This window comes from Sphingomonas sp. RIT328, from assembly GCF_000632225.1.
Lineage (GTDB): Bacteria > Pseudomonadota > Alphaproteobacteria > Sphingomonadales > Sphingomonadaceae > Sphingomonas > Sphingomonas kyungheensis.
Map to the genome: position 1 here is coordinate 1 of NZ_JFYV01000038.1, position 19,513 is coordinate 19,513.

Annotated in this window: 15 protein-coding genes; 12 read left to right on the forward strand and 3 right to left on the reverse strand. The window is 69.2% G+C overall.

What is annotated here, in order from left to right; all coding sequences use genetic code 11:
* A partial coding sequence (locus BW41_RS15365) for a GGDEF domain-containing protein (RefSeq protein WP_037535400.1) occupies positions 1 to 1,019 on the forward strand: 1,019 nt, incomplete at its 5' end.
* 4 nt (positions 1,020 to 1,023) lie between these two features.
* Here BW41_RS15365 and BW41_RS15370 read toward each other — a convergent pair.
* The 3 genes from BW41_RS15370 to BW41_RS15380 all read right to left on the reverse strand — a co-directional run bounded on the left by BW41_RS15370 (position 1,024) and on the right by BW41_RS15380 (position 4,943).
* Entirely contained in the window at positions 1,024 to 2,037 is a 1,014-nt protein-coding gene (locus BW41_RS15370; protein WP_037535401.1) for an SMP-30/gluconolactonase/LRE family protein, read from the reverse strand.
* Positions 2,034 to 3,386 (reverse strand): carboxylesterase/lipase family protein, encoded by a 1,353-nt coding sequence (locus BW41_RS15375; RefSeq protein WP_037535402.1) that lies wholly within the window; start codon positions 3,384 to 3,386, stop codon positions 2,034 to 2,036. The genes BW41_RS15370 and BW41_RS15375 overlap by 4 nt, the downstream gene beginning before the upstream one ends.
* A 66-nt stretch (positions 3,387 to 3,452) precedes the next feature.
* Entirely contained in the window at positions 3,453 to 4,943 is a 1,491-nt protein-coding gene (locus BW41_RS15380) for a glycerol-3-phosphate dehydrogenase (RefSeq protein WP_037535403.1), read from the reverse strand.
* A 109-nt stretch (positions 4,944 to 5,052) separates the two neighbouring features.
* Here BW41_RS15380 and glpK point away from each other — a divergent pair, with 109 nt between their 5' ends.
* The 11 genes from glpK to BW41_RS15435 all read left to right on the forward strand — a co-directional run.
* Positions 5,053 to 6,570, forward strand: coding sequence for a glycerol kinase GlpK (gene glpK / locus BW41_RS15385; protein WP_051583538.1), 1,518 nt, complete (start codon positions 5,053 to 5,055; stop codon positions 6,568 to 6,570).
* 73 nt (positions 6,571 to 6,643) lie between these two features.
* Positions 6,644 to 8,935: a TonB-dependent receptor gene (locus tag BW41_RS15390; RefSeq protein WP_235199793.1), complete on the forward strand. Its 2,292-nt coding sequence runs from the start codon at positions 6,644 to 6,646 to the stop codon at positions 8,933 to 8,935.
* Between the two features lie 91 nt (positions 8,936 to 9,026).
* Positions 9,027 to 11,300, forward strand: coding sequence for a TonB-dependent receptor (locus tag BW41_RS15395; protein WP_235199794.1), 2,274 nt, complete (start codon positions 9,027 to 9,029; stop codon positions 11,298 to 11,300).
* Between the two features lie 191 nt (positions 11,301 to 11,491).
* Entirely contained in the window at positions 11,492 to 12,598 is a 1,107-nt protein-coding gene (locus tag BW41_RS15400) for a Gfo/Idh/MocA family protein (RefSeq protein ID WP_037535404.1), read from the forward strand.
* Positions 12,595 to 13,074, forward strand: a complete 480-nt coding sequence (locus BW41_RS15405; RefSeq protein WP_235199795.1) for a cupin domain-containing protein — start codon at positions 12,595 to 12,597, stop codon at positions 13,072 to 13,074. The genes BW41_RS15400 and BW41_RS15405 overlap by 4 nt, the downstream gene beginning before the upstream one ends.
* A gap of 225 nt (positions 13,075 to 13,299) precedes the next feature.
* Entirely contained in the window at positions 13,300 to 13,614 is a 315-nt protein-coding gene (locus BW41_RS15410; RefSeq protein WP_037535412.1) for an STAS domain-containing protein, read from the forward strand.
* Positions 13,611 to 13,979 carry a response regulator gene (locus BW41_RS15415; RefSeq protein ID WP_037535405.1) on the forward strand — a complete coding sequence of 123 codons (369 nt, stop codon included), beginning with the start codon at positions 13,611 to 13,613 and terminating at the stop codon, positions 13,977 to 13,979. Before BW41_RS15410 ends, BW41_RS15415 begins: the two co-directional genes overlap by 4 nt.
* Entirely contained in the window at positions 13,976 to 15,976 is a 2,001-nt protein-coding gene (locus BW41_RS15420) for a chemotaxis protein CheA (RefSeq protein WP_037535406.1), read from the forward strand. Before BW41_RS15415 ends, BW41_RS15420 begins: the two co-directional genes overlap by 4 nt.
* Before the next feature lie 3 nt (positions 15,977 to 15,979).
* Positions 15,980 to 16,450, forward strand: coding sequence for a chemotaxis protein CheW (locus BW41_RS15425; protein ID WP_037535407.1), 471 nt, complete (start codon positions 15,980 to 15,982; stop codon positions 16,448 to 16,450).
* Positions 16,451 to 16,491: 41 nt separating this feature from the next.
* Positions 16,492 to 18,420: a methyl-accepting chemotaxis protein gene (locus BW41_RS15430; RefSeq protein ID WP_051583540.1), complete on the forward strand. Its 1,929-nt coding sequence runs from the start codon at positions 16,492 to 16,494 to the stop codon at positions 18,418 to 18,420.
* A 97-nt stretch (positions 18,421 to 18,517) separates the two neighbouring features.
* Positions 18,518 to 19,513, forward strand: a 996-nt coding sequence (locus BW41_RS15435; protein WP_161773139.1) for a methyl-accepting chemotaxis protein, incomplete at its 3' end; no start/stop codon positions are given.

The following is a 19,513-nucleotide window of genomic DNA, read 5'->3' on the forward strand; positions in this document are numbered from 1 at the left end:
CCGCCACCACCGCCCCGCTGCGCTTCACCGCGATCCGCGCCAATGGCCAGCCGGTGATCGCACCGGCCGGACAGCCGCTGACCGTGCCGACCGGGCAGCGCAGCCTCACCGCGGAATTCGCGCGGCTCGATTATGCCGGCGCGCGGGACCAGATCTACGCCTATCGGCTGCTGCCCTATGAGACCGGCTGGACGCGCACCGACGCGCTGCACCGCGTCGCGCGCTACACCAATATCCCGCCCGGCCGCGCGACGCTGATGATCGCGACGGTGACCCCGGGCGCGCATGGCGGCTGGCGCATCGCCGCACCGCCGCTGACGCTGGAGATCGACGTCGCGCGGCGGTGGTTCGAGACGATCGCGTTCCGCATCCTCGCCGCGGTCGCCGCGTTCGCGATCGTCTATATGCTGGTTCATCTGCGGCTGCGTCACGCCCGCGCCCGCCAGAAGCATCTCGAACGACTCGTCGAACGGCGTACCGCCGAACTGCTCGCCAGCCAGTCGGAGCTCGAGAAGCTGGCCTATACCGATACGCTCACCGGCCTCGGCAACCGCCGGCTCTATGGCGAGACGCTGAGCCGCCATCTCGGCGCGGCGCGGCATGCGCCGTTCGCGCTGCTGCTCATCGACCTCGACCGGTTCAAGCAGGTCAACGACGAACTGGGCCATGACGTCGGCGATGCCCTGCTGGTCGAGGTCGCCGACCGGCTGACCGCGGCGATCCGCCAGCAGGACAGTATCTTCCGCCTCGGCGGCGACGAATTCGCGATCATCATCGCCAGTCTCGACAGCTCCCGCGCGATCGGCGACATGTGCCGCCGCCTCTACGCCGCCTTCGCCGATCCGGTGATCGCCGGGCCGCACCGGTTGCAGGTGATGCTCAGCATCGGCGCAGTGGTGGCGAGGGCCGAGGGGCTGTCGACCGAAGCGGTCTACAAGCTCGCCGACCTCGCCCTTTACGATGCCAAACGCTCGGGCCGCGGCACGTGGCGGCTTTCGCCGACCGAGCCGGGCGGCTGACCCCCTAGCCCTGCCACCCCGGCCGGAGCGCGAGCCGCAGCACGCGATCGTTGGCGGTCATGTAGAGCGCCCGGCCATTCTCCCCGAACGCACAATTGGCGATCGCCGCGCCGCTCTCGATCAGGCCGAGCGGTTCCGCCGCCGGGGTCATCAGCATCATCCCGCCCGGCACGGAACAGACGAGCGTGCCGTCGCGCGCCACCTTCATCCCGTCGGGCAGGCCGGCGCCGCCCTTTGCCTTCATCGCCCGTGCGTCGAGCAGCACGCGGCCGCCACCCGGTTTGCCTGCCGCATCGAGATCATAGACCATGATCCGCGGCATCTGTTCGTCGGAAACCGAAACGTAGAGCCGGCGCTCGTCGGGCGACAGCGCGATGCCGTTGGGGCGGGTCAGCCCGCCCTCGATCAGCACGACCCGGCCATCGGGGAAGCGCCGGTAGACGCCGTTGACCGACTGTTCCTTGAGCGGCGAGGCGTCGCCGTCGGCAAAGCCGTAGGGCGGATCGGTGAACCAGATGCTGCCGTCGCGCCCGACGTGCAGGTCGTTGCAGCTGTTGAAGCGCTTGCCGTCATAGCGATCGGCGAGCACCGTGCGCTTGCGGGTGACGAGGTCGAACCGGTCGATGCTGCGCCCGCCGCTGTTGGCGATCAGCAGCCCTCCCCCGGCGTCGAGCGCGAGACCGTTCGACCCCGCCTCGCGCACCAGCTTGGGATCGGTGCCCGCCGCGCCCGACGGGCTGAGGAACGGCACCGCACCGCGCCCGCGCTGCCAGCGGCGGATGAGATTGGCGGGCGGATCGGAGAAGAGCAGATAGCCGCCTTTCGGTACCCATACCGGCCCCTCCGCCCAGCGGATGCCGGTCGCGATCACCTCTGGCTCGGTGCCGGGGGCGATCATCCGGTCGAGCGCCGGCGACAGGCGCCGCACGCGCGGGGCATCCGGAGTCTGCGCCGCCGCCGGCATGGCGAACAGCGCCAGACCACCGGCGATCACGGTGCGACGGTCGGGGCAGGTCATCGGCTCGTCTCCTCGGCGGTGCCGGCGCGGGTCAGCGTCAGCAGCGGCTGTGTCTTGGCGTCATAACGGTGCCACGTCGGCAGCCCGGCGCCGTTCGGGTCGCCGGTCTTGACGAAATTGACCAGATAGCGGCTGATCGTCCGTGACGCGGCGCGATCGGTCGCGCTCGTCGCCGCGCCATATTTGATCGCCGCGGTGCCGAAGAAGAAGGGGATGTCGGTGGCATGGCCCGCACCCTTGGTATCGGGCGTGGTCGCCGAGGTCGCGACATAGTCGAAGCGGTAATGATAGACGGGCACGCCCTGCTCCGTCAGCACCCCGGCCAGACCGCGCGCACCGGCAATCATATAGCCGTCGGGGCCGCCGATGTCGGCGCTGGTCGCGCCGATCATCACCGGCACGTGCGCGAACCGACCGGCGCGATAGGCCTCGCCCGCGTCGACGAAGGTGCGGCCGTCGGGTACCGGGCCGCTATAGCCCGGCCGGTTCATCGCCGCGAGATTGAGGCCGTCGATCACCCGCTCGGCCGGCAGCGCGCGCAGCTTGGCGGCGGCCTGCGGATCGTCGGCGGCGATGCCCTGGGCGGTGGCGAAGGCGACACCCGCCTGCTGCGCGGTCGCAACCGTCTTGCCGTTGGACGATCCGTCGCCGCCCGATTGCACGACCGCGCGGCGGAACAGACCCTGCGCCGCGGGCGAGGTGACCAGGGCATGGACCGACATGCCGCCCGCGCTCTCGCCGATGATCGTCACCTGATCGGGGTCACCGCCGAAGGCCGCGATGTTCGCCTTGACCCAGCGCAGCGCGGCGAGCTGGTCGAGCAGCCCGTAATCGGCATCGGCCGGGCGGATCGCAGGGTGAGCGAACGTGCCGAAGCGTCCGAGCCGATAATTGAAGCTGACCACGACGATGCCCGACTGCGCCAGCGCCGCGCCGCTATAGGTCGGCGGCGACGAGCCGCCGTTGACGAAGCCGCCGCCATAGATCCACACCATCACCGGCAGCCGCTTCGCGCTGCCCGCGGGGCGCCAGACGTTGGCGTAGAGGCAGTCTTCCGCCGGCGCCGTGCCGAGCGGCGCCGCATCGCTCGGAAAGGGCAATTGCATGCAATCGGCGGCATAGCCGCTCGCGTCGCGCACCGCCGTCCACCGCTTGGGCGGCTGCGGCGCCTGCCAGCGCAACGCGCCGACCGGCGGCGCGGCGAAGGGAATGCCCTTGAACGCGATCACCGACGCATCGGCGCCGCCGCGCCCCGGCCCCGCCGTAGTCCGCACCACCGGCCCCTGCTGCGCCGACGCCGCGCCGGCGCTCATCAAAGCCACCAGCGCCAGTCCTGCTCTCCATGTCATACACCGCTCTCCGGATTATCGCTTACGCCCCCCGATGACACGGCGGCGGCCGGTCGGGCAACGCCTTCATGGTAGTAGATCGCGGGTCCCCGCGGCGAGATAGGCGGCCAGCCGCGCCTCCGTCCCTGCCGGGACATGCAGCCCGAGCTTGCTGCGCCGCCACAGCACGTCCTCGGCCGTCCGCGCCCATTCACGCGCGACCAGATAATCGACCTCGCCGGTGCACAGCCCGCCGCCGAGGTCGCCACCGAGGCCATGGGCCAGGATCCGCATCGCCAACGTCCCATAGGCGCGCGCCAGTCGCCGCAGCAGCGCCTCCGGCACGTCCGGTGCCTGCGCCACCAGCGACGCCACCAGCCCGGCGATATCCCGGTCGGGCAGGTCGCCCCCCGGCAGTACCGCCCCGGCGGTCCACGCCGGCGCGCGATTGCCGAGCAACGGCGCGAGGTCGTGCAGCGCCTGCTCGGCAAGCCGGCGATAGGTGGTGATCTTGCCGCCGTAGACGCTGAGCAGCGGCGCCCGGCCCTCGCCCGCGTCGAGGTCAAGCCTATAGTCGCGCGTCACCGCCGACGCATTCGCGCTATGATCGTCGTAGAGCGGCCGGATGCCGGCATAGCTCCACACGATGTCGCGCTCCCCGACGCGGCGCGCGAAATAGCGGGCGATAGTGTCGAGCAGGTAGCGCGTCTCCGCCGCGTCGATCGCCGCCGGGCCGGGCGCGGCCTGCCACGGTACGTCGGTGGTGCCGACCAGCGTGAACCGCCCTTCATAGGGGATGGCGAAGACGATCCGCCGGTCGGCGTTCTGCAGCATCAGCGCATGGTCGCCGTCGTAGAGCCGCGGCACGACGATATGGCTGCCCTTGACGAGGCGGACGCCGCGATCCGCGCTTGCGCTGCCGCTGCGGGCGCGCACTGCGCCGACCCAGGGTCCCGCGGCGTTGACCAGCGCCCGCGCCGCCACCTGCCGCGAGCCGCCGGCGGCATCGCGCAGCTGCGCGCGCCAGCCTTCCCCCTCGCGTTCGGCGCTGAGCAACTGCGTCCGCGTGCAGATCGTCGCGCCGCGATCCGCCGCGTCACGCGCGTTGAGCACGACGAGCCGGCTGTCCTCGACCCAGCAGTCCGAATAGACGAAGCCGCGCCCGTCGCGATCCGCCAGCCCCGCGCCGAACGGCGTATCGGCCAGCGAGACGGTCTGCGTCGCGGGCAGGCGCTTGCGCCCGCCGAGATGATCGTAGAGCCACAGTCCGGCCCGGACCTGCCACGCCGGCCGCGGCGAATGCGTCTGCGGCAGCACGAATCGCAGCGGCCAGATGATGTGCGGGGCCATTCCCCACAGCCGCTCGCGCTCGATCAGCGCCTCGCGGACCAGCCGCAGTTCGCCATATTCGAGGTAGCGCAGACCGCCGTGGATCAGCTTGGTCGATGCCGACGAGGTATGACTGGCGAGATCGTCCTGCTCGACGAGCAGCACCGACAGTCCACGCCCCGCCGCATCGCGCGCGATGCCGGTGCCGTTGATGCCGCCGCCGACGACGAGCAGATCGACCGTTTCCATGCCTGTCCTTCCGCAGCATAGCCTAGCGGCTATAGCCGTGGCGCGACAGGCTTGACCGTTACGCCAAAGCGGCGGAGCGTCCGCCGGTCAGTCGAAGGAGGGGATCGCATTGGCCAAGACGCATATCCTGGTCATCGATCAGGGCACGACCTCGACGCGCAGCATCGTCTTCGACGGTGAGGCGCGGCGGATCGGCATCGCCCAGGCCGAGTTCGCGCAACATTATCCCGCCCCCGGCTGGGTCGAGCACGATCCCGACGACATCTGGCGCGACGTTCTCGCCACCGCGCGCGCCGCGCTTGCCGGCAGCGGCGTGGCCGCGCAGGATCTCGCCGCGATCGGCATCACCAACCAGCGCGAGACCGCGGTCGTCTGGGATCGCGCCACCGGCGAACCGATCCACCGCGCAATCGTCTGGCAGGACCGGCGCGGCGTGGCGGCGTGCGAGCAATTGCGGGGCGAGGGCGTCGGGCCGCTGATCCGCGCGCGCACCGGCCTGCTGATCGATCCCTATTTCTCCGCAACCAAGATCGCCTGGCTGCTCGATCACGTCGCCGGTGCGCGGGCGCGGGCGGAGCGCGGCGAGCTCGCCTTCGGCACGATCGACAGCTTCCTGCTCTGGCGACTGACCGGCGGCGAGGTCCATGCCACCGACATCACCAATGCCGCGCGCACGATGCTGTTCGACATCCATCGCCAGCGATGGGACGACGACCTGTGCCGCCTGCTGCGCGTCCCGGCTGCGATGCTGCCGGAGGTGCACGACAATGCGCATGTCTATGGCACCACCCTTCCCGACCTGCTCGGCGCGGCGGTGCCGGTGGCGGGGATCGCTGGGGACCAGCAGGCGGCGCTGTTCGGCCAGGCGTGCTTCGCGCCGGGCATGGCCAAATCGACCTATGGCACCGGCTGCTTCATGCTGCTCAACACCGGCGCGACCGCGGTCGCCTCGCATCACCGCCTGCTCACCACCCCCGCCTATCGGCTCGGCGGCGAGACAGTCTATGCACTGGAGGGTTCGATCTTCGTCGCCGGGGCGGCGGTCAAATGGCTGCGCGACGGTCTCGGCGTCATCACCCATGCCAGCCAGACCGACGATCTGGCGACGCGCGTTCCCGACAATCACGGTGTCTATATGGTCCCCGCCTTCGCCGGCCTGGGTGCGCCGCATTGGGACCCGCAGGCGCGCGGCGCGATCCATGGCCTGACGCTCGGCGCAGGCGCGGCGCATCTCGCCCGCGCCGCGCTGGAGGCAGTGGCTTTCCAGACGATGGATCTGATCGGCGCGATGGCGGCGGACGGCGGCGGGCGCCCGGCCACCCTGCGCGTCGACGGCGGCATGGCGGCGAACGACTGGCTGTGCGCCTTCCTTGCCGACATGATCGATACCCCGGTCGAACGGCCGCTCGATCTCGAGACGACCGCGCGTGGCGCCGCCTTCCACGCCGGGCTCGCCACTGGCGTCTGGTCGGGGCTCGACCATATGTCGCGGCTATGGTCGTGCGAGCACCGCTTCACCCCGACGATGGACGCCACGACGCGTGCGCCGCTCGCCGCCGGCTGGCACGACGCGGTGCGGCGGACGCTGAGCGCACCTGTGGTTACTGAGACGCAAACCACGGGATAACCGGCCGATCGTCTCCGGCGCGTCCCCCCTCCCTCTACAATGAGGGCGACGCTTCTCGTCGCCGGGGGTTCCAGTGCCGTTTGCCATCCATCGCCATATCGTCAGCCGCTGCACGCTCGCCGCCGCCGCGCTCGCCGCCAGTCCGATCGCGCAGGCGGAGGCCCCGGTGCCACAGGCCGGCAAGGGCGGATCGGTCACCAGCGGCAAGGACGGCGAGATCGTCGTCACCACCACCGCGCAGAAGCGGTTCGAGAACATCCAGTCGGTGCCGCTGCCGGTGCAGGTCGTCACGCCGGCGCAGCTCGAGCTGCAGGGCGTCCACCATTTCCAGGAGCTCGACCGGGTGATGCCCTCGCTCGTCGTCCGCCCGGCGGAGCATCCGGTCAACACCAACGTTTCGATCCGCGGCGTCGGCACCTTCGCCTATGCCGTCGCGGTCGAATCGAGCGTCGCGGTCACCGTCGACGGCGCCCCCGTCGCCTTCCTGGCGCGCGCCAACACCGACCTGCCCGACGTCGCGCAGATCGAGGTGCTGCGCGGGCCGCAGAGCACGCTGTACGGCAAGGCGGCGTCGGCCGGCCTGATCAAGATCATGACGGTGCAGCCGACCGACGATCTGCATATCCGCGCCAATGCCCGGCTCACCCGCGATCACGAGTTCGCCGAGACGCTGAGCATCACCGGGCCGCTCACCGATCGGCTCGGCTATGTCTTCTCGGGCGGCTATACGCATTGGGACGGCAATGTGACCAATCTCGTCACCGGCAAACACGTCGGTGGTCACGATACGTTGAGTTCACGCGCCAAATTGCGCTGGAAGGTCAACCCGGCGCTGACCTTCACGCTGTCGGGCAATTATCTGACCGGCAGCACCAGCGTCGGCCGGCCGTTCGTCCATATGGCGCCCGAGGCGCGGCTGCGCGGCGTCGACAGCGAGCGCGCGGACGTGGTGCTGCCCGGCGTCCGCGTCGGCCCGACCAACCGGGCCGTGACCTACAATTCACCGGCCGGCACCACCTATCACGGCGGCGGCGGGCTGCTGCGCACCGACGTTGCCCTCGGCAAGATCACCTTGCTCGGCCTGACCAGCGTCGACCGCTTCCGGCTCGACAATTTCCTCGACTTCGACGACACCGCCTCGACCGCGCCGACCGGCTATGTCGTCGAACGCGGCACCTTCCACTCGCAGCTGTTCACGCAGGAGCTGCGGCTGCTGTCGCCCGACGACGCGCCGTTCCGCTACGCGCTCGGCCTCTATTATGCCGACGCCGCATTCGAGCGGCCGGCGACGCGCGGTCCCGGCTTCGCGCTGTCCGACTATCATTTCACCGCCGGCTCGCGGCAGATCGCCGGCTTCGGCCAGATCGACTGGGCGTTCGCGCCGCGGCTCACCGCCACCGTCGGCGGGCGGCTGCAGAACGAGCGCGTCGCCTACACCTTCACCGACCGGCTCGCCGCGCGCCGCCACCCGGCGGCGACGACCAGCTGGGCGGGTGCGGCGAGCGACGATGCCGCCACCTATCGGCTCGGCCTCGACTATCGCGCGACGCCCGACCTGATGCTGTTCGCCAGCTATGCCACCGGCTACAAGGGGCAGGCCTATGACCTGTCGACCGGCTTCGATCAGGCGCGGGCCGATGCGGGGCCGATCCGCCCGGAACGCTCGCGCGACAAGGAGATCGGCATCCGCAGCCAGTGGCTCGATCGTCACCTGACCGCCAATCTCACCTTCTTCAACACGCATTACCGCGACATGCAGGCGCAGACGATCGAGTTCCTGCCGGGCGGGACCTATATCAACCGGATGACCAACGTCGGCCGGCTGCTGACCCGCGGCATCGAGATCGAGACGGCGGCACGACCGGGCGGCGCGGTGACGCTCACCGCCAATGCCGCCTATCTGCGTGCGCATTATCTCTCCTTCCCCGGCGCGCCCTGCTATCCGCTGCAAAGTCCCGCGCTCGGCTGTACGGGCAATCCGCTGCGCCAGGACCTCAGCGGCGAACGCGTGCCGCAGGCGCCGAGCTGGCGGCTCAACGCCAGCGCCGATTGTTCCCCGGCGCTCGGTCACGATCGCCGCGGCGTGATGCAGATCGCCTGGCAATATCAGAGCGCGATGCAATTCGCCGCGCGCGACCCGGAACTGTTCCAGCGCGGCTATCATATCGTCAACGTCGATCTCGGCGTCCGCGACCGACAGCATAGCTGGCAGGCGGTGGCATTCCTCAACAACGTCTTCGATCAGCAGCATTATACCGCGCTGGTCAACGTCGCGAACAACTTCGGCCGACACTCTGCGACGGAGGCGCTGCTGCCGCGCGACTTCCGGCGCTATGGCGGCATCCGCGTCGGCGTCGATTTCTAGCGCGCGCCGGCGAAACGCAGCCGCGACGGCGGCGCCCCCGCATCCCCCTCTACAATGCTCATGAGGATCAGTAACACCACAGGGGGATAGGGTGAACGTTTCGATGTCGACGCGGACGATGAGCCGCCTCACCTTGTCCATCGCCGCGCTCGCCACCGCGCAGGTGGCGGCGGCCGAGACCCCGGCGCCGCAGAAGCCCGGCCAGTTCGGCGTCGTCACGACCGGCGACGACGGCGAGATCATCGTCACCACCACCGCGCAGAAGCGGTTCGAGAATATGCAGCGCGTGCCGCTGCCGGTGCAGGTGATCACCGCGACGCAGCTCGAGGCGCAGGGCATCCACCACTTCCAGGATCTGGACAGGGTGATGCCGTCGCTGGTCGTGCGGCCGGCCAATCACCCGGTCAACACCAACGTATCGATCCGCGGCATCGGCACGTTCGCCTATGCGATCGGCGTCGAATCGAGCGTCGCCGTCACCATCGACGGTGCGCCCGTCGCCTTCCTCGCCCGCGCGATCAACGACCTGCCCGATGTCGCGCAGATCGAGGTGCTGCGCGGCCCGCAAAGCACCCTCTACGGCAAGGCGGCGTCGGCGGGCCTCATCAAGATCATGACGACGCAACCGACCGACGATCTGAACATCCGCGCCAACGCCCGCGTCACCGGCGACCATGAATTCGGCGAATCGCTGAGCATCACCGGTCCGCTGACCGATACGCTCGGCTTCGTCTTTGCCGGCGGCTATACGCATTGGGACGGCAATGCGCTGAACGTCATCAACGGCAAGCGGGTCAACGGCCGCAACACGCTCAACAGCCGCGCCAAATTACGCTGGAAGGCGAGCCCGCAGCTCACCTTCACGCTGTCGGGCAATTATCTGACCGGCGACACGACGGCGGCACGCCCGCTCATCCGCCTGTCGCCCGACGCACGGTTGCGCGGCGACCCCGAGCTGACCCGAGCGGTCGTTCTTCCCGGCGTCGCGATCGGCCCGGACAATCAGACCGTCGCCTATAATTCGCCCTCCGCGACGCGCTATCACGGCGGCGGCGCGTTGCTGCGCAGCGAGCTCGAGCTCGGCAAGATCAGCCTGCTCAGCCTGACCAACGTCGACCGGTTCAAGCTCAACGATTACTTCGACTATGACGATACCGCGGCGACCAAATTCACCGGCATCTCGCAGGAGATCGGCATCTTCCGCTCGGAACTGTTCACGCAGGAATTCCGCCTGCTGTCCCCCGACGATGCTGCCTTCCGCTACGCGCTCGGCGTCTATTACGCGGACACCGGGTTCGATCGCCCCTTCTACCGTGGCCCCGGCTTCGCCCTGTCGCGCCTCCACGCCACCGCCGGCTCGCGGCAGATCGCCGGCTTCGGCCAGATCGACTGGCAATTCGTTCCGGATCTCACCGCCACCGCCGGCGCCCGCGTCCAGAACGAACGCGTCCATTATACCTATGACGCCCAGCTCACCGGCAAGAGCTATGCCGGCCATGACAGCGACGACGCCTTCACCTATCACCTCGGGATGAACTATCAGGTGACCCGCGACCTGATGCTGTTCGCCAGCTACGCCACCGGCTACAAGGGCCAATCCTACGATTTGTCGACCGGCTTCGATCAGGCGCGCGCCGATTCCGGGCCGATCCGTCCGGAACGCTCGCGCGACAAGGAGATCGGCATCCGCAGCCAGTGGCTCGATCGGCGGCTGACGGTCAACGTCACCTTCTTCAACACCCATTATCGCGATCTGCAGGCGCAGACGATCGAGACCTTCGCCGACGGGCGGTTCATCAACCGCCTGGCCAATGTCGGTAGCCTGGTGACCCGCGGGATCGAGGTCGAGGGAGTGGCGCGTCCGACCGGCGACCTCACCCTGAACGGCAATGCCAGCTACCTGCGTGCCAATTATCTGAAATTCGCCGACGCGCCCTGCTATCCGCTCCAGACGAGCGCGGGCGGCTGTCCGAACCAGACGCGCCGGCAAGACCTGTCGGGCGAGCGTCTTCCGCAGGCGCCCACCTGGCGGCTCAACGCCACCGCCGATTATGCGCCGGCGATCGGCGGCAACCGTCGCGGCGTGATGCAGGTGACGTGGGAATATCAGGGCGCGATGACCTATGCACCGCGCGATCCCGAAGTCGCCCAGGCCGCCTATCAGATCGTCAATTGCAGCCTCGGCATGCGCGACGATCATCATCGCTGGGAGGCGGTCGCCTTCCTCGACAACGTCTTCGACCAGCGCCACTACAGTTCGATGGTCAACGTCGCGGGCAATTTCGGCCTCAACGTCGCCACCGCCGCGCTGCTGCCGCGCGACTTTCGCCGCTATGGCGGCATCCGCGTCGGGTTGAATTTCTGATCCTGTCCGACAGGCGGCCGCGGCAACCGCCGCCTTTCTGCTAACCCTCGCGAAAGTCGCGATAATCGCGCTTGAATCTGTCTGACCGCCTCGACTACCACAAGGCCGGGTCGTGAGTCGCGGCCCGGGACAGATCGCTCGTCGGAGCGGCGTCAAACGGCGGAGCGCGACTTCGCCAGGGGAGGAAGCGCTTGGATATCGCCCGTCGTGATCTGTTGCTCTCGGCCGCTGCGCTGACCGTCGGCGCCAGCGGCATCGCGCGTGCCGCGCCCGATCGCCCGCTCGGCTATGCGATCGTCGGGCTCGGCACCTACGGGCTCGGCGTCATCATCCCGCAATTCGCCAATTGCACGCACAGCCGCCTTGCCGCGGTGGTCAGCGGCGATCCCGCCAAGGCGCAGCGCGTCGCCGCGGAGCACGGCCTGCCCGCGCGCTCGGTCTATTCCTACGCCAATTTCGATTCGATCCGCGACAATCCCGATGTCGACATCGTCTATGTCTGCCTGCCCAATTCGATGCACGCCGAATATACGATCCGCGCCGCCAAGGCCGGCAAGCACGTCATGTGCGAAAAGCCGATGGCGGTGTCGGTGGCGGAATGCGAGGCGATGATCGCCGCGTGCAAGCGCGCCAATCGCAAGCTGATGATCGGCTATCGCTGCCATTTCGAGCCGTTCAACCTCGAGGCGATGCGCCTCGCCCGCAGCGGCGCGGCCGGCAAGATCCGCTACGTCCGCACCGAACACGGCTTCACCCAGGGCAGCCCCTCGGCCTGGCGGCTCAAGCGCGCGCTCGCCGGCGGCGGCTCGCTGATGGACATGGGCGTCTACAGCCTCCAGGCGGCGCGCTACATGACCGGCGAGGAGCCGATCGCGGTGACCGCCCGCGAATCCACCGACCGGCGCGATCCGCGCTTCACCGAGGTCGAGGACATGATCGAGTGGACGCTCGAATTCCCCTCGGGCGCGATCGCCGGCTGCCAGTCGATGTACAGCGCCAACCAGAACCATATCCTGCTGATGGGCGACAAGGGGCGGATCGAGCTCGAACCGGCGACGCGCTACGACGGCAATCACATGTGGACCGGCCGCGACGGCCGCGAGCGCGAGGTGACGCCGCCCGCCGGTCCCGCCAAGACGCAATTCGCCGGCCAGCTTGATCACCTCGCGCAATGCGTCCGCAGCGGTGCCGAGCCGATCGTCTCGGGCGAAGAGGGGCTGCGCGACATGCGGATCGTCGAGGCGATCTACCGGTCGGCGCGCGAGGGGCGGACGATCCGGCTGGACGGCCGGGCGTGATCGCCGCCCGCTCCGCCGCGCTGCTATGCGCGGTCGTCGCCGCCGTGCCGCTCGCGGCCCAGAGCAGCGCCCCCGCCCGCCATGCGACGGGTCAGGCGCTCCACGCGCAGGTCGCGGCGATGGACCGCGCGATGAAGCCCGGCCAGGGCTTCGCCTATCAGCCGCTGGTCGAGGCCGATGGCCAGACCGCGGCGCTGGAGATCTGGAAGGCGCCCGGCCGGCCGGCGGTGCATCCCGATGACGCCGAATATGTCATGGTCGTCGACGGCGCCGGCGAGATGATCTCGGGCGGCAGCCTCGTCGATGCCAAGACGACGCGCGCCGACCTGATCGAGGGCAGCCGCATCGCCGGCGGCACGACCCAGCCGCTCAAGACCGGCGACGTCTTCCTCGTCCCCGCCGGGGTGCCGCACTGGTTCGGCATCCGCGGCCCGCGGCTGGTGCTGCTCGGCACCAAGATCCGCACCCACCGCTAAGTCTTGCTCCGGCCGCATCGGGTGACGATGCGGCCCGCCTGCCCCCCGACAGCGGGCGGCACGCCGCTGCGCCGGCTGCGCTTTTCCGCCGCGCGCGCGGCAGCGTTAACCTATCATCAATTCATCCTGTCCATATCCGACATAGTTTCTCTTACACCCGCTTCCGGCTGACGCTTCGTCGCAGTCGCGGGGCGACAGTAGGATCGGGTCAGTGAGGCAAAGATGATGGCCACCAATAGCTTGGTGTTCAATGAGAATGCGTGCCTGCAATCGATCGGCGACATCGCCGGTCCGTTGCTCGAGTCGATCGACGCGCATGCCGATACGGTGATCGACCTCAGCCAAGCGACGCGGATCGACCTCAGCATCCTGCAACTGCTGGTCTCGGCGCGACGGCATGCCGATCAGATCGGCCACGATCTGCGCCTCGCCCAGCCCGCCGACGCCCGCCTCACCACGCTGCTCGATGCCGCGGGCTTCCTCACCGCCATCGTCCCTGCCGACGCAACATTCTGGTTCCACGGAGATCTGCCGCAATGACCGCTTCCATCCTCACCGTCGATGACAGCGCCAGCCTGCGCATGGCGATCCGCATCGCGCTGACCGGCGCGGGCTATGCGGTGACCGAGGCGGGCGACGGGCTCGAAGGGCTGGCGAAAGCGGCGGAGACGCGGTTCGACCTGATCGTCACCGATCTCAACATGCCCAACATGGATGGGCTGACGATGATCCGCGAGCTGCGCAAACAGCCCGATCAGGCCGGCGTGCCGATCCTGTTCCTCACCACCGAATCGGATGGTGACATCAAGGCGCAGGCGCGCGAGGCGGGCGCGACCGGCTGGCTGGTCAAGCCGTTCGAGCCCGAGCAGCTGATCAAGACCGCGCGCAAGGTGCTGGGCCGGTGAGCGAGGATCCCGCCGCCGCCTTCCGTGTCGAAGCGGAGGAACTGCTCGACGGGCTCGAGCAGGATCTGCTCGATCTCAACCATCAGCTCGGCGACAAGACGCTGGTCGATGCGGTGTTCCGCGGGCTGCACACGCTCAAGGGGTCGGGCGCGATGTTCGGCTTCGACGCGCTCGCCGCCTTCACCCACCATTGCGAAAGCGCCTTCGACAAGGTGCGCAAGGGCGTCGTGCCGGCGACCGCCGCGCTGGTCGCGGTGATCCTGTCGGCGGCGGACCATATGCGCGCTTTGCTCGACGGCGATGCCGCGCCGGGCGAGGATGCGGCGATCCTTGCGCGACTGGAGGCCGCGGTCAGCGCCGCCGCCGGTGCCGAGCCGCCCGCGCCGGTGTCGCGCCGCGGCTGGCGCCTCTATTTCCAGCTGCCGCGCGACTCGATGCGCAACGGCACCAATCCGCTGATGCTGCTCGACGAATTGCGCGCACTCGGCGACTGCACCGTCACCGTGCGGACCGATCGCGTGCCGCCGCTGCCCGCGCTCAACGTGCGCGACTGCTATCTCGGCTGGGACGTGACGCTGATCGGAGACGTCGGCCGCGAGGCGATCGAGGACGTCTTCCTGTTCGTCATGGACGACATGCTGCTCGAGATCGCGCCGATCGCGGCGGAGGCGGTGCCGGCCGGGGCCGACGCCCTGCCGATCGACGAGGCGCCGGTCGACGAGGCGCCGGTCGCGCACGAACCCGATCCCGTCGTCGCGGCGCAAGGCCAGGCGGCGAACGACGACGACGGCGAGCCGGCCGCCAAGCTCCTCGTCCGCACCGCGGCGCAGAGCGTCCGCGTCCCCGCCGACCGGCTCGACCTGCTGATGGATCGCGTTGGCGAACTGGTCATCGCGCAGAGCCGGCTGTCGCAGCTCGCGCAGCAGGACGGCGGCGTCGCGCTGCGATCCGTCTCCGAGGAGATCGAGCGGCTGTCCGACGAATTGCGCGCGACGATGATGGGGCTGCGGATGGTGCCGGTCGGCACCTTGTTCAGCCGCTTCCGCCGCCTGATCCACGATCTCGCCCGCGATACCGGCAAGACGATCGATCTGATCACCGAGGGCGAGGCGACCGAGATCGACAAGACGGTGATCGAGCGGCTGTTCGATCCGCTCGTCCATATCGTCCGCAACAGCTGCGACCATGGCCTCGAACCCGCCGAGGTGCGCCAGGCCGCCGGCAAGCCTGCCACCGGCACCGTCCGCCTGTCGGCGCATCATGCCGGCGGCGAGGTGGTGATCACCGTCCACGACGACGGCCGCGGCATCGACCGCGCCCGCGTCCGCGCCCGCGCCGAGGAGAACGGCCTGATCCAGCCGGACCAGCCGCTCACCGATAACGAATTGCTCGCGCTGATCTTCGCGCCCGGCTTTTCGACCGCGACGCAGGTCACTAGCCTGTCGGGGCGCGGCGTCGGCATGGATGTGGTCAAGCGGACGATCGAGACGCTGCGCGGCACGATCGACCTCGCCTCGGTCGAGGGCGAGGGTTCGACGATCACGCTGCGCATCCCGCTGACGCTGGCGATCATCGACGGATTGCTCGTCCGGGTCGGCGACGGGCGCTACGTGCTGCCGCTCGGCGCGGTCGAGGAATGCCTCGAACTCAGCGCCGAGGAGGACCGCCGCTCGCACGGCCGCAGTCTGATCAGCCTGCGCGACCGGCTGGTGCCGTTCGTCCGGCTGCGCGAGCTGTTCGCCACCGGCACCGAACCCGACCCCTATCAGAAGATCGTCGTCGTCTCGATCGGCAGCGAGCGCGTCGGCCTCGTCGTCGATCAGATCATCGGCAACCATCAGACCGTCATCAAGTCGATGTCGATGCTCCACCGCAACGTCGGCGCCTTCTCCGGCGCGACGATCCTCGGCGACGGCCACGTCGCGCTCATTCTCGACATCGGCCATCTGGTCGATCTCGCGCAGCCCCGGGAGGAGCGGCGCTACGCCGCGGTATAAGCCATGACCGATACGACTTCCCTGCCCTGGTCCGCCCATGGCGACCTCGAGATGCTGCTGTTCGACGTCGGCGGCGAGACCTTCGGGCTCGAAGCGGTCAAGGTGCAGGAAATCCTCGACCTGATGCCCGAAACCGTGGTGCCGGGTGCCGATCCGCTGGTCGGCCACGTCATCAACTTCCGTGGCCGCGTCATCCCGCTGGTCGACCTGCGCCAGCCGTTCGACATGCCGCCGGCGGCGACCGGGCGCGACAATCGCATCGTCGTGATCTCGCAGCAGATCGGCGACACGAGCGAACTCGTCGGGCTGCGCGCCGATCGCGTCAACGAGGTGACGACGCTGTCGGCGACCGATTGCGAGCCACCGCCCGCGGTCGGGCTGCGCTGGCGCCGCGAGCACGTCCGCGGCCTCGTCCAGCGTGACGGCGGCATCGTCGTGCTGCCCGACCTCGACCTCATCTTTTCCGCCGCCTGATCCCGCCCCGCCAAACCAAAGTATCGGAGAGGACCCGCCTCGTGAACGCCTTTACCAACCTGTCGATACCCCAGAAGCTGTTCGTCTGCTTCACCGTCCTGCTGCTCTGCGCGATCGGCGCGAATGCGGTCATCTATAGCAAGTCGAACGCGCTCAGGGCGGCGACCGAGATGAACCAGCACACCTTCGCGGTAATCGGCGCGGCGAACCGTATCCAGGAGAATGCGGTCAATCAGGAAACGGGTTATCGCGGCTATCTCCTGTCGGGCGACACGCGCTTCCTCGATCCCTATCGCAAGGGTGCCAGCGCGCTCGACGCCGCCGTCCAGGAAGCGCAGCGGCTGACCGCCGACAATCCGCGCCAGCAGCAGCGGTTGCAGACGATCCGCGGGCTGGTCGACGACTGGCGCAGCCGCGTCGCCGAACGGGCGATCGCGCTGATGCAGGATCCGCGCAGCGTCGCGCAGGCGCGTGCGATCGAGACGAGCGGCAGCGGCAAGCAGGTGTTCGACGCGCTGCGCAGCGAGATCGCCGCGGTGATCGGCGAGGAGAATCGGTTGATGGCGGAGCGGTCGCAGACGCAGACCGCCGCCTTCGCGACGATCGTCACGACGATCCTGATCGGCACCGGGCTCACCTTGGTGACGGTGGTGCTGATCGGCATCGGCATGACGGTGACGATCGCCCGCCCGGTCGGACGGGTCGCCGAGATGCTCGGGCGGCTCGCGACGCCCCTCGCCAGCGATCGCCGCGACGAGGTCGGCCGGATGATGGGCAGCGCGCAGGCGGTCGAGGCGGCGTTCCGCGACGTGTCGCGGGTGGTCGGCGCGGTATCGCTCGGCGACCTGTCGCAGCGGCTGGAGCGCGACTATGGCGGGCTGAGCAGCGAGGTCGGCACGCTGCTGACAACGATGACCACCAATCTCGGCATCGTCGCGGGGCTGGCCGACCGGATCGCCAATGGCGACCTGACCGTCGAGCATCGTCCGCTGTCGGATCGCGACACGCTCGGCCTTGCGCTGGTGCTGATGATCGACCGGCTGACCGCGGTGGTCAGCGACGCGATCGCCGCCTCGAACAGCGTCGGCGCCGGCAGCCAGCAGCTTTCCTCGACCTCCGAACAGGTCAGCCAGGGCGCGACCGAACAGGCCGCCGCCGCCGAGGAGGCTTCGGCATCGATGGAACAGATGGCCGCCAACATCAAACAGAACGCCGACAATGCGTTGCAGACGGAGAAGATCGCCCGTCAATCCTCCGCCGAGGCGGAGCGCAGCGGCGTCGCGGTCAACCGCGCGGTCACCGCGATGCGGACGATCGCCGAACGGATCGGCATCGTCCAGGAGATCGCCCGCCAGACCGATCTGCTCGCGCTCAACGCCGCGGTCGAGGCGGCACGTGCCGGCGAACACGGCAAGGGCTTTGCCGTCGTCGCCGCGGAGGTGCGCAAGCTCGCCGAGCGCAGCCAGGCCGCCGCGGCGGAGATCAGCACGATGTCGTCCGACACCGTCAATGCCTCCGCCGAAGCGGGCGAGATGCTGACCCGCCTCGTCCCCGAAATCCGCCGCACCGCCGAACTGGTCGCCGAGATCAGCGCCGCCTGCCGCGAACAGGACGTCGGCGCGACGCAGATCAACCAGGCGATCCAGCAGCTCGACACGGTGACGCAGCAGAACGCCTCCGCCTCCGAACAGATCAGCGCGACATCGGGCTCGCTCGCCGAACAGGCGGAGGAATTGCAGGCGAGCATCGCCTTCTTCCGGATCGACGACCGCCGCCGCGAGGCGACGGTGACGCGCGTCTCCCCCGCCGCGCCGCCGCGCCGCGCCGCCAAGCTGGTCAAGGGCAGCAAGGCGCCGATGCCGCGGACCCGGGCGATCCCGGCACCGCTGCCGTCGCGCTCCGGCTATCCGCTCGACCTCAGCCACGGCGCGGGCGACGCCGAGGACGCCGATTTCGGCCGCGCGGCATAAGCGCCGCCGCCCGCGCGGGGATGATCCTCCGCGCGACATGACCCGCCGACCGGCCACCGAACAGACAAGGAACAATATCGTGCGTGCAACTTTGAAAATGAAACTGGCGGGCACCTTTGCGTTGCTTACCATATTGCTGCTCGTCGTCGTCACCCTCGGCATATCCCGGTCGAACACGCTCAACACCGCGATCAGCGCGATCGTCGCCGGACCGGCGAAACAGCTCGATACCGCCGGACAGATGGATTCCGATCTCGGCTATATGCTGTCGAACCAAAAGGCGCTGGCGCTGAACACCGATCAGCGGATCATGGCCGACTATAGCGCCGACACGTCGCGCCGGCAGCGCGAGTTCGAGGCTCTGCTCGCCGCCGGCGAAGCGCGCGCACCCGACAGGAACAAGCCGTTGTGGCGGCAGACCACGCAGGATTGGCAGACGCTGAAGCCGGTGTTCGAGCGGATCAGCACGCTCGGCGTCAACAACGAGAATGCCAAGGCCGCGGAGCTGACCGAGATCGAGCAGAAGAAGCTGGTCGAGGCGCTGGTGCGCGACGTCGCGACGATCGTCGAACGGCAACGCGCGGCGATGCGTGACGCGGATGAGGCGACCAACGTGCTCTATGCCGACGCGCGCAACCTGCTGCTCGGCGTCGGCCTCATCGCGGTGCTGCTGTCCAGCGGCGCTGCGATATGGATCTCGACCGCGGTGTCGCGCGGCTTGAAGCGGGTCGGCACCGCGCTCGACGCGGTGGCGATCGGCGACCTCGACCAGCATGTGGTCGTCACCAGCAACGACGAGATCAAGGACCTCGTCGACACGGTCAACCGCATGGTCGCGTCGCTGCGCCAGAGCGCGACGCTCGCCGACCGGATCGCCGCCGGCGACCTGACCGTCGATCATCGGCCGCTGTCGGACAAGGACCGCTTGGGTCAGGCGCTGATGACGATGACCGCGCGGCTGCGCGATGTCGCGCAGAACGCGACCGTCGCCGCCGATCAGGTCGCCGCCGGCAGCCAGCAGCTCTCCTCGACCTCGGAACAGGTCAGCCAGGGTGCCACCGAACAGGCCGCCGCCGCCGAACAGGCCTCCGCC

Bases quoted from the DNA above. Each gene is read 5' to 3' on its own strand.
- BW41_RS15370 (WP_037535401.1), bottom strand. From the start codon at position 2,037: ATGACCTGCCCCGACCGTCGCACCGTGATCGCCGGTGGTCTGGCGCTG.
- BW41_RS15375 (WP_037535402.1), bottom strand. From the start codon at position 3,386: ATGACATGGAGAGCAGGACTGGCGCTGGTGGCTTTGATGAGCGCCGGC.
- BW41_RS15380 (WP_037535403.1), bottom strand. From the start codon at position 4,943: ATGGAAACGGTCGATCTGCTCGTCGTCGGCGGCGGCATCAACGGCACC.
- BW41_RS15410 (WP_037535412.1), top strand. From the start codon at position 13,300: ATGGCCACCAATAGCTTGGTGTTCAATGAGAATGCGTGCCTGCAATCG.
- BW41_RS15415 (WP_037535405.1), top strand. From the start codon at position 13,611: ATGACCGCTTCCATCCTCACCGTCGATGACAGCGCCAGCCTGCGCATG.
- BW41_RS15425 (WP_037535407.1), top strand. From the start codon at position 15,980: ATGACCGATACGACTTCCCTGCCCTGGTCCGCCCATGGCGACCTCGAG.